Origin of the sequence: Rhodococcus pseudokoreensis (assembly GCF_017068395.1) — a bacterium.
Taxonomy (GTDB): domain Bacteria; phylum Actinomycetota; class Actinomycetes; order Mycobacteriales; family Mycobacteriaceae; genus Rhodococcus_F; species Rhodococcus_F pseudokoreensis.
Map to the genome: position 1 here is coordinate 8,720,053 of NZ_CP070619.1, position 10,722 is coordinate 8,730,774.

The window sequence follows — 10,722 nt, forward strand, 5'->3', positions numbered from 1 at the left end:
GGTTTCGGGCCGGGCGGACTCGTTCGCTGCGTGTCTCGGGACCGGTGCGCGCCGTCGGGCGGACCCGACGAGACGGACCGGGCGGCGACGGTGAATCGCCGTCCGGGTCGAGGTCACGCGATGCGGGAGGCTGTCCGGGCGCTGTCGGAGGGCGCGGACTGCGTGTCGGTCTCGGTCAGGGAGGACCCTGATGTCTCGGGGGTGAGGAATACTGCGATCAAGCTGATCACGCTGACACCGACGATCAATGCGGCTACGGGGTATCCGTTGCCTCCGGAGTTGGCGACCAAGGTGGATGCCGCGAGGGGCATCAGGCCTGCTCCGAGCAGCGCTCCGAGCTGGTAGGTCATGGAGACGCCGGTGTAGCGGAGATGGGTGGGGAACAGCTCGCTGAGCAGGACCGGAGCCACTGCGGTGATGCAGGTCATCACGAAGGTGATGTACAAGGTCAACGACACGATGAGCAGCGCACTGTTGAGTTGGTCGATGACCCAGAACAGCGGGAAGGACACCGCGGCGGTCAGGGCGGTCCCGACGAGCAGGATGGGTCGACGGCCGACTCGATCGGAGAACGACGAGATGACAGGGGTGAGGAGCGCTGACCCGATCGTGCCCAGCAGTACAGCGGTCAGCACGGTAGAGCGCTCGTGGCCCAGGCCTGTGGCGTAGGCAAGGATGTAGACGCCGAAGATGCCGGTCCCGGCTACTCCGCCGATCAGGATCAGCGTGCCGAGTACGAGGTTGCGAGGCTGGGTCCGGAAGAGTTCGAGTACCGGTACTCGGGTGGGTTCGGCGGTGGAGACCTGCTTCTCGAAGACCGGGCTTTCGACGACCTTGTGACGGACGAAGTAGCCGATGATCAGCAGACCGAAGCTCAGGAGGAACGGGATTCGCCATCCCCACGCCTGGAACTGTTCGGTGGTGAGCACGCCGGTGAGGGTGAGAACGGACAGCATGCCCAGGGCCGAACCCGCAGGGTTACCCATCACGGTGAGGCTGGTGGTCCGTCCGCGCTTGTTGTCCGCGGAATGCTCCGCTGTCATCAAGACGGCTCCGCCGAACTCGCCGCCGAGTGCGAATCCTTGCACCAACCGCAACGTCAGCAGCAGAAGTGGTGCGGCGGCGCCGATCTGTGCCTGTGTGGGCAGCAGACCGATGAGGCCGCTGGCCAGACCCATCACGATCATGGTGATCAGCAGGGCGGATTTGCGGCCCAAACGGTCGCCGTAGTGCCCGAAGATGATCGCGCCGAGCAGACGGGACAGGTAGCCGGCCGCAAGTGTGGCAAAGGCTGCGATGGTGCCGACGAGGGGATCGAGGTTGTTGAAGAAGACCTGGTTGAAGACCAGGGCGGCAACAGTCCCGTAGACGTAGAAGTCGAAGTACTCGATCGTCGTTCCCAGGAAGCCTGAGAGTGCGACCCGCCTGGACATGGCGGTGTTGTGGTCTGACATCCGATCTCCTTGAAAGGCGGCATTCGGCCCAGCCGAAAATGCTGATGGAGGGGTGGTGTGCGGCCGCATGGTTGGGGGAGTGCCGGTGTATCGGCCTGCGAGGCCCGCGGCCGCCGGGGCCCGATCCGCGGTGGAATTAGGTACCTAACACCACGCCGGTGATGTCTATCACATAGCTACCGATAGGGCAAGAAGCCGATCGAATTTCCCGCGTCCGCTTCGAGTTCTACTGCGCCCCTTGACTCCGGGTCGGCAATGTGGTTTCGTTCACATCAGCAGTTAGGTGCCTAACTCATGGACGTCCATGTAACAGGTGGAGTCCCGATCGCTTTCCCGGTGCATGCGGTGCAAGCGCCCCAACACCGGCCGAACCCGAGGCACCAGCCCAAGCCCGATCCAGGGCAGAAATGGAGGAAGTACACATGGCGGCGGTGACAGCCCTCGGCCACATCGGTGTCGACACGACCGACATCGACCTGTGGCGGCGTTGGGGCAACCTGATCGGCGCTGTGGTCGTCGACGACACCGGTGACTCGTTGGGCCTGCGGCTCGACACCGAAGCCGGCGCACGCATTCTGGTGCGCTCGTCCACCCAGGACTCGTTTGCATTCGCGGGATGGGAAGTCGAGAACGAAGCGGCATTGAAAGGTATCTGCAGCAGGTTGGAAGCTGCGGGTGCACAACCGAAGGACCGACCCGACCTGGCCGCCGAGCGTGGCGTGGTGGACCTGGTGACATTCGTTGATCCCGACGGATTCGTCGCCGAGTTGTACTGGGGCCGTATGAGCCGTGTTCGGAACCGATTCCTCTCTCCCCACGGCGTGGACTTCTCCATTGGAGATATGGGGATCGGACACCTCGTGCTCGGCGTGACCGACTTCCGCCGCACGATGGCCTTCTACACCGAGGTTCTGGGCATGGTCGTCACCGAGACCATGAACATCGGCGGCAACCGGGTCGCGATGGTGCGCTGCAATCCGCGACATCACAGCCTGGCGTTCGCGGAGGTGACGTCGGCGCGTCCACGCGTGCTGCACTTCGCAGTCGAAGTCGACCACCTCGATGCTCTGGGCGCCATCCGAGACCGGCTTCTCGACGAAGGATTTCCGATCTCTCGTGATCTCGGGCGCCACCCCGGCGACGGCGTGATCTCGTTCTACCAGCCCATGGGTGACGCCTTCGAGGTCGAAGTGGCATGGGGGACAACTCGAATCGACGAGCGAACGTGGCCGCAACGACGGCACGACCGCCCCTACTGGTCGTGGGGTCATCGACCGCTGACCGGCGCCGCCACGGCCTTGGGTTCGGATGTCGAGTAGACGTTCGCGCCGTCGACTCCATCTGACCATCACTGCACGAATATCCGCACACAACTATCGAAGGACAGCAATATGAGACTCGCTTCTGTCGCCATCGCGGGCACCGATCACGTCGTGGTCGCGGTTCCGGACCAGGACCGCGTGGTCACGCTCGCCGATCTGTACGCCAAGGCCGGCCTCGGTGATGCCCCCGCCACCGTCAAGACGCTGTTGAAGGCAGGCGCCGACGAATGGGCGAAGGTCCGGCAGGCCTACCAGGGGATCGCCGACGCGCCGTCGGTGAGCCTCGACGAGCTGACCTGGCTGCCGCCGGTCCCCGACACCGGCAAGATTCTCTGCGCCGCGATGAACAACTCGCTGCTCACCCGCGGTGCCCACGTCGAGGCCGCGGCTCCGATGTTCTTTCTCAAGCCGCCGAGCGCGATGGTCGGCCACGGTGACAACATCGAGATCATCCCCGACGACTACGGTTTCACCTTCCCTGAACTCGAAGTCGGCGTGATCATCGGGCGCAAAGCCAAGAACATCTCCGAGGACGAGGCCCTCGACCATGTCGCCGGCTACACGATCGTCAACGACATCACCTCGCAGGGTCTCAAGCGGGGCGACTCCATCGCCGTCGACGTAAGCCGGCAGCAGGCCGACTCCCCCGGCTACTCGGAGTACTTCGCATGGCGCCGGGTCAACGGCCCCGACGATCTGGCCGTGTACCTCACCTACCACACGCGTTCCAAGGGAACCGACACCTTCGGCCCGATGGGACCGTGGCTCACCACCGCCGACGAGATCAGCAACCCCGACGCGCTCGCGGTCCGCGGCTACGCGGACGGCGAGGTGTTCGCCGAGGACTCCACCTCCGCCTACAGCTTCACAGTCGCCAAGCTCATCTCCTGGGCCAGCCGCTACTTCACCCTCGAGCCGGGCGACATCATCCTCACCGGCACGGCCGCGAAGGGCAACGAGAAGTTCCCCCGCGGACACCACGAGATCGACATGAGCCGCATGACGCCGACCATCGACATCGAGATCGAGGGCCTGGGCACGCTCACGAACAAGGTCACCCACATCACCCGCGCGTGACCCCATACGGAAGGACAGGAGGCACACCGTGAAATTCGTGACCTACATTTCGCCCTCGACCGGTTCGACCGCCGTCGGAGTGGTGCAGGACGATCAGATCGTCGGTGACCCCGCGTCTGCAACCCTGCTCGAGCTGGTGCAAACCTCGGACCTCGTCATCGCCGGTGAGCGAATCCTCCAGGCGCACAACGAGACCATTCCGCTGACCGAGGCGCGAATGCAGGCCCCGATCGCGGCGCCTCCGTCCTTCCGTGACTGCATGACATTCGAAGGTCATGTCGTCAACTGCAACAAGTGGCTCGACCGACCCGTACCCGAGGTGTGGTACGAACAGCCCACCTTCTACTTCTCCAACCCTCAGGCGATCGTAGGACCCAACGACGAGGTCCCGATCGCTCCGGGATCCTCGATGTTCGACTTCGAACTCGAGATCGCAGCGGTGGTCGGTAGGACCGGCGCGAACCTGACACCCGAACAGGCGGAAGACCGCATCGCCGGCTACATGGTGCTGTGCGACTGGAGTGCACGTGACGTGCAGATGCACGAGATGACCGGATCCCTGGGACCGGTCAAGGGCAAGGACACCGTCACCAGCACCGGACCGTACCTGGTCACCCCCGACGAGCTGGCCGATCGGCGCCGCAATCTCGGATATGACCTCACCGCCCGCGTCAGCGTCAACGGAAGCGTTATCGGCGAAGGCAACTGGGCCGACACCTACTGGTCCTTCGCCGATGTGATCGCGTACGCCTCCCGAGGTACCCGTGTGGTTCCGGGCGACGTCATCGGCGGCGGCACCCTGCCCACCTGCTGTCTGTTCGAACACCTCGGCCTCGACACCACCTCGTCTCGCTGGCTCACTCCGGGCGACACCGTAGTCCTGGAGGTCGAACGCCTCGGCCGCATCGAGACCACCGTCGTCACCGGTCCGGAGGTCGTGCCGGTCCCACCGCGCGGATCGCGCCTCGCGGCCCGCTGATCCGCGTCGAAAACTACCCCACCAACCGAAACCCCTGGATGTCACTGTTCGCCTGCAACGCCGTCGACACACGCGAAGCCCGAACGAATGACACTCATTCACCCACGGATGCACGAGAAGGACACCTCCCATGGCTGATGCTGAAACCCCGGTGCTCATCGTCGGTGCCGGACCCGCCGGGTTGACCGCCGCCCTGGCGCTTGCGAAGTTCGGAATCGAGCACGTACTGGTCGAAAAGTACCCGGGAACCGCACACTCGCCGCGTGCCCACATCGTCAACCCCCGCACCGTCGAGATCATGCGACACCTGGGTGTCCAGGAAGAAATCGAGGCAGTGTCCTCACCCCACGAGCGCCTGCGACACCACGTCTGGTACACCACGCTGAACCAGCCCGAGATCGCCCGCAAGGAAGCATGGGGCACCTCCCCGCACCGCAAGGCCGACTACCTCGCGGCGAGCCCCTGCCCCTCGATCAACTGCCCCCAGACCCGGTTCGAACCGGTCCTGGTCGAGGCACTGCGTGATGCCGGCTCCGACGTGCAGTTCCAGCGTGAACTCCTCTCGATGGAGCGCGAGGGGGACCACTGGGTCAGTACGATCCTCAACCGCGAGGACGGCACGACATTGACGGTCCGCTCCCGCTACGTCATCGGTGCGGACGGTGCCCGCACCAAAGTGCTCGGCTTCGCCGGGCTCGACATCGAGGGACCCTCGGGGCTGTTCCACGCCGCGAACATCTGGTTCAAGGCCGACCTCAGCCGCTATCTGGCACACCGACCCGGCGTGCTCACCTGGAATATGCACCCCGGCCCGCAACCGCCGCTTGCGCTCGGCACGTTCATCTGCATGAACCCCTTCGACGAGTTCGTGCTCAACAGGTTCTACGACCCCGAGGTCGAGGATCTGTCCGAGATGACCGAAGAGCAGGCGATCGGTCACATTGAACGGGCCGTCGGCGAGCCCGTCGACGACATCGAGATCCTCGGCATCTCGGGGTGGAAGGTCAACGCGCAGGTCGCCCCCGAGTACGCCCGCGACGGCGTGTTCTGCATGGGTGACGCCGTGCACCGCCATCCCCCGACGAACGGCCTCGGCCTGAACATGTCGGTGGCCGACGCCTACAACCTGGCCTGGAAGCTTGCACTCGTCCTCCGCGATGAGGCCGGTGCCGAGCTGCTGGACACCTACAACAGTGAGCGCCAGCCCATCGGCGCGACGGGCGTCGACCGAGCCATCAAGAGCCTGCACCAGGCAACGGCGATCCAGGAAGCTGTCGGACTCCACGAAGGGCTTTCCGAGGAAGAGGGATGGGAAGCGCTGGCGTCCCTCGAGGATCCGGGTCCGCTGGGAGATGAACGGCGCGCGGCTTTGCGCGCTGCCCTCGACAAGAACGAGAACCGTTTCAACGCATTGGGTCTGGAAGTCGGATACCACTACGACGAGGGTGCCCTCGTGCACGACGAGACGCCCTACCCTCCGTTCGAGGGTGATCCCGTCCTGGACTTCCAGACCACCACCAGGCCCGGGGCGCGTGTGCCCCACGCGCGGCTGATCCGGAATGGGGAGCAGATCTCCACGCTCGACCTCGTCGACGGGTTGGAATTCGCCCTGCTGGTCGGTCTGGACGCCGAGCACTGGTTCGAAGCTGCCGAGAAGGTCTCGGCCGAACTCGGGGTGCAGGTCGTCGCCCATCGGATCGGCGGTGACATCCTCGACCCCTACTGGGAATGGAGCGACGCCCGCGAGGTCGGGCACGCCGGCGCGGTGCTGGTCCGTCCCGACCGGCATGTTACCTGGAGGAGCGTCGACCGTCCGACGGATGCAGCAGCCGAGCTCTCCCGCGTGATGAGGACTGTGCTGCACCTCTGACCGCGCTCGCTCCTCTCCACTCCCCGACACTTCACCGGAGACAGAAGACACATGGACACGACGTTCACACCGGAGACCACCGCTGCCGTCGCAGATGCCCGGCAGCACTCCATCGGAGACCTGCTGCACCGTACCGCCTTACGGTATCCGGACAAGCTCGCGGTCGTCGCCGGAGACCTGCGGGTGACCTACGCCGAATTCGACGCCGCGGCCAACCGGATGGCCCATGCGCTGACCGCCCGTGGCCTGACCAAGGGCGACCGGCTGGCACTGCTGAGTCACAACTGCTGGCAGTACGCTCTGACCGTCTTCGCCACCGCGAAGCTGGGCGTGGTCCTGGTGCCGGTGAACTTCATGCTCGGCCCGGACGAGATCGCCTACATCCTGCAACACGCCGATGCGCGTGGGATCCTCGTGGAGGACACGCTCGCCCCCACAGCAGGCAAGGCACTGGCCACCGCGCGCATCGACGGTGTGCGGGGATGGATCTCGACCTCAGGGGCAGCACCCGACGCCGGGTGGGAGGACGTCGACGACTGGTGGCGTTCCGGTCACGACTCGGCACCGAACGTCCTGGTCGCCGACGACGATCCGGTCCGCCTGATGTACACCTCGGGCACCGAATCGCGCCCCAAGGGCGTGATGCTGTCCAGTCGTTCTTTGATAGCCCAGTACACCTCCTGCGCGATCGACGGTGGAATGAGCGTGGACGATGTCGAGGTGCATGCGCTGCCGATGTTCCATTGCGCGCAGCTGGATTGCTTCTTCTCCGTCGATGTCTACCTCGGCGCAACCAGCATCATCCTGCCGGCCCCGGACCCCGCGGTGCTGCTCGAGACCATCGCCCGGGAGAACGTGACCAAACTGTTCTGCCCGCCGACGTGTGGATCTCGTTGCTGCGCCATCCTTCGTTCGACAGCACGGACCTGTCGAGTCTGCGCAAGGGCTACTACGGTGCGTCGCCCATGCCGGTGGAGATCCTCCGGGAGTTGCAGCAACGCCTGCCGCAGGTGCAGCTGTGGAACTTCTACGGCCAGACCGAGATGGCACCTCTGGCAACGATATTGCGCCCACATGAACAAGTCGAACGAGCCGGGTCGGCGGGCCGTGCCGCCCTGAACGTCGAGACCCGGTTGGTCGACGACGACGGAAACCCCGTGCCGGTCGGCGAGATCGGCGAGATCGTGCACCGAAGCCCGCAGGCCGCACTCGGCTACTACAACGACGAGGAGAAAACCGCCGAGGCGTTCCGTGACGGCTGGTTCCACTCCGGCGATCTCGGCATCATGACCGAAGGCGGCTACCTGTCGGTCGTGGACCGCAAGAAGGACATGATCAAGACCGGCGGAGAGAACGTCGCCAGCCGTGAGGTCGAGGAAGCGATCTACGAACACGACGATGTCGCCGAGGTCGCGGTTTTCGGCATCAGCCATCCGTACTGGGTTGAGGCCGTCACCGCAGTCGTCGTCCCCAAACCTGGAGCGGCAGTGACCTCTGAGCAGATCAAGGACCACACCCGTGGCCGGCTCGCCGGCTACAAACAGCCGAAATATGTTGTCGTCAGCGACGCGCTGCCGAAGAACCCGAGTGGCAAGGTACTCAAGCGTGAACTGCGTGATCTGTACGGCGGCCTCGCATCGAACATCGGCTCGGCAGAGAATGATTCGGGCCAGTAGTTGAGCCGAGCACCCGTGGATCCCTCGACCGACGACCCGCAGAATCGCAGTCGAGGGGCCTTCCGGCTAACCGTCGATCCGGTCTTCGGGCCGTTCTTCTGGGGCAAACTGCTCTCGTCGTGCGGCACGTGGACCTTCGTGGTGGTCGCCGCGATCCTGACATTCGATCTGAGCGGTTCGGCCTGGGCCGTGGGCATGGTGACGGTGGCCCACTCCGCCCCGCAACTGCTCTTCGCGCCGTTCAGCGGGCAGTTGGCCGACCGTGGCAAGGCCGCCACCCAGATCGTGGCGGGTTCGTTGTTGACCGGGGTCGGCGCGGGTGGCCTGGCGTTGTGGCTCTGGCTGTCCGGGGGGAGTGGACGGACTGTCAGGTCTCACTCCGGTGATGCTGTCCTCCGTCGTCGTCGGACTGGGCTTCGCGATCGGCGGCCCTGCGATGCAATCGATCGTGCCCGCAATGATCAGACCGGGGGAAATGACCGCGGCAATGTCGCTGAACACGGTCCCCATCACGGTAGGCAGGGCCGGTGGGCCTGCCATGGGTGCCGCCGTGGCACTCTCACCGGGTGCTGCTCGTGCTTCTGCTCGGGATCGCGGCGGTTGGAGTCGGCGTAGACCCAGCCGTCACTTTGGCGCCGGCATTGGCGGAGCAACTCGGCGCCGAAGCGGCTCTGGCCGGATGGATGGCGTCCTGCTTCGGTATCGGTGCCGGCGTCGGCTTCTTGCTGTTCGGTCCGCTGCACCGCGCCGTGGGGATCGAGTGTCTGGGCAGTGGCGGATTGCTGCTGATCGCAGGTGGTCTCGTGCTCGCGGGAGGAACGGACAACGCCCCTCTCACGTTGATCGCATTCGGTGTGTCCGGTATCGGGATGACCCTGGCGTTCACCAGCATTACTACGCAGATCCAGAACAGATCACCCGACGAGCTTCGGGGCCGATCATGGCCCTGTGGTTCGTCGGCTTCGTCGGAGCCCGTCCGTTCGCAGCAGGACTGAGCGGGTGGATCACCGACACGATCGGAGTGACAGCAGCACTTGTCGGAGTCGCGCTGCCGGTGGTGGTAGTCGCCTATCTGTGCCGTCCCAGCTATCTGGCATCGTCGTGAATGACCACCGCAGCACAGACGTGTCCGGCCTTCCGGCGGATGCCGCCCATCTGGTGAGAGGACATCGGTGGTCTCGACGGCGGCCGTCGATCTGGGCCTGTGCGGCTCCGTGGCAACGGTCGGCCACCATGGCTCTGACTACACCACCATTTTCTGACCGTAGCGTGCGGCGAGGATGGTGACGGGGTGTGCACGATGCAGGGACAACGGGACGAGATGATGGGGGCATCAACGGTGACGCAGGAGTTGGACATTGTCCCGACGGAGGGTTGTCCGCGGGAGCCGGACGGGGCGAAAGCCACATCACGTGTCGGGTCTCGTACACTCAGGCCCATGCAGCTCGAGGGTCGACGGTGGCAAGAGGCCTCCCTTCGGTTGCTGGGGCGCCCGACGACCCAGGTCGACTACACCGCCGCCGCGATCGTATGGCATATCGGCCGCCTCGCCCGTCTGAACGAAAAGCGCATGGAATACGAGGTCCACCGACCTCTGGGGTGGACGTGGGGAGCGTTTCGGATCATGTCCCAGCTCTACGTGCTCGGACCCAGGAACCCTCCCAATTGGCAGACAGTCTACAGTTGACCCGTCCCACAATCACTGGGGGAGTCGACCGCCTCGAGCGCGATGGATATGTGACGCGTACGGTCCAGCCCAAGAATCGAAGCCGACTCACGATCGACCTCACGGAGGCCGGTAAAGAAGCTGTCGAGGAGGCAGCCGGGTTACAACATCAGGTCGAGCTTGATCTGGTCTCAGGTTTGTCCGAGGAAGATCAATCCCAGCTGTCCGAACTGCTCACGAAGTTGTTCAATACCCTCCAGCAGTGAACAGCCTATTCGGAAGTCGGCGCGTTTTCACTGCAGGTCGAGGCCGACCTGCGTGCCTTGCTCGACCGGATCTCAGGTCCGGAACACGCGCACTGACGAAATGAGCCAGCTCAGGTGTCTGCGCTCGTCCGGAAATGGATCAGGCCGACTGGGTGGACATGTCCAAGTGCTGGTGTGGCCGCGCAGTATTGAAAGCGTGCAGGGTGCGCCGATGGCCGGGCGGTGCCGTCTGCTGCGGCGTCGGTCAGGCCGGCAGCGAATGGGTCTCGGATTTGTGTCTGTAGACGAGAAGGGCATCCGTGTGGACTGGATGTGTCGCTCCAGGGTGTCGGCAGCCTCGTTGCTTCGACGAACTTGATGTCGCAGACGCCGAAGGCCTCTGGCCTTGGGTGAAGACGCTGCTGCACTCGGT

At 64.7% G+C, this 10,722-nt stretch carries 7 protein-coding genes and 2 pseudogenes; 8 read left to right on the forward strand and 1 reads right to left on the reverse strand.

Going from position 1 to position 10,722, the window contains the following annotated elements; genetic code table 11:
• Nucleotides 1–113: 113 nt before the first annotated feature.
• Nucleotides 114–1,454: an MFS transporter gene (locus tag JWS13_RS45105; RefSeq protein WP_206004860.1), complete on the reverse strand. Its 1,341-nt coding sequence runs from the start codon at nt 1,452–1,454 to the stop codon at nt 114–116.
• Nucleotides 1,455–1,876: 422 nt separating this feature from the next.
• On the opposite strand from JWS13_RS45105, the gene JWS13_RS45110 reads away from it, so the two are divergent.
• The 8 genes and pseudogenes from JWS13_RS45110 (at nt 1,877) to JWS13_RS46070 (ending at nt 10,310) form a co-directional block, all read left to right on the forward strand.
• Nucleotides 1,877–2,773 (forward strand): VOC family protein, encoded by an 897-nt coding sequence (locus JWS13_RS45110; RefSeq protein ID WP_206004859.1) that lies wholly within the window; start codon nt 1,877–1,879, stop codon nt 2,771–2,773.
• A gap of 72 nt (nt 2,774–2,845) precedes the next feature.
• Nucleotides 2,846–3,853, forward strand: coding sequence for a fumarylacetoacetate hydrolase family protein (locus JWS13_RS45115; RefSeq protein ID WP_206004858.1), 1,008 nt, complete (start codon nt 2,846–2,848; stop codon nt 3,851–3,853).
• A 28-nt stretch (nt 3,854–3,881) separates the two neighbouring features.
• Nucleotides 3,882–4,832 carry a fumarylacetoacetate hydrolase family protein gene (locus JWS13_RS45120; protein ID WP_206004566.1) on the forward strand — a complete coding sequence of 317 codons (951 nt, stop codon included), beginning with the start codon at nt 3,882–3,884 and terminating at the stop codon, nt 4,830–4,832.
• Nucleotides 4,833–4,962: 130 nt separating this feature from the next.
• Nucleotides 4,963–6,702 carry an FAD-dependent monooxygenase gene (locus JWS13_RS45125; RefSeq protein ID WP_225929616.1) on the forward strand — a complete coding sequence of 580 codons (1,740 nt, stop codon included), beginning with the start codon at nt 4,963–4,965 and terminating at the stop codon, nt 6,700–6,702.
• A 51-nt stretch (nt 6,703–6,753) separates the two neighbouring features.
• Nucleotides 6,754–8,378, forward strand: a pseudogene (locus JWS13_RS45130) (acyl-CoA synthetase).
• Nucleotides 8,379–8,814: 436 nt separating this feature from the next.
• Nucleotides 8,815–8,898, forward strand: a pseudogene (locus JWS13_RS46600) (hypothetical protein); the annotation flags it as partial.
• Nucleotides 8,899–8,944: 46 nt separating this feature from the next.
• Entirely contained in the window at nt 8,945–9,373 is a 429-nt protein-coding gene (locus tag JWS13_RS45855; protein WP_206004857.1) for an MFS transporter, read from the forward strand.
• Nucleotides 9,374–9,908: 535 nt separating this feature from the next.
• A complete protein-coding gene (locus JWS13_RS46070) occupies nt 9,909–10,310 on the forward strand; it encodes a MarR family winged helix-turn-helix transcriptional regulator (RefSeq protein WP_259375208.1) in 402 nt (133 codons plus the stop codon).
• Nucleotides 10,311–10,722: the final 412 nt, after the last annotated feature.

Excerpts from the sequence above, each read along its gene's own strand:
- JWS13_RS45105 (WP_206004860.1), bottom strand. The coding sequence starts at position 1,454 with ATGTCAGACCACAACACCGCCATGTCCAGGCGGGTCGCACTCTCAGGC.
- JWS13_RS45110 (WP_206004859.1), top strand. The coding sequence starts at position 1,877 with ATGGCGGCGGTGACAGCCCTCGGCCACATCGGTGTCGACACGACCGAC.
- JWS13_RS45115 (WP_206004858.1), top strand. The coding sequence starts at position 2,846 with ATGAGACTCGCTTCTGTCGCCATCGCGGGCACCGATCACGTCGTGGTC.
- JWS13_RS45125 (WP_225929616.1), top strand. The coding sequence starts at position 4,963 with ATGGCTGATGCTGAAACCCCGGTGCTCATCGTCGGTGCCGGACCCGCC.
- JWS13_RS46070 (WP_259375208.1), top strand. The coding sequence starts at position 9,909 with ATGGCATATCGGCCGCCTCGCCCGTCTGAACGAAAAGCGCATGGAATA.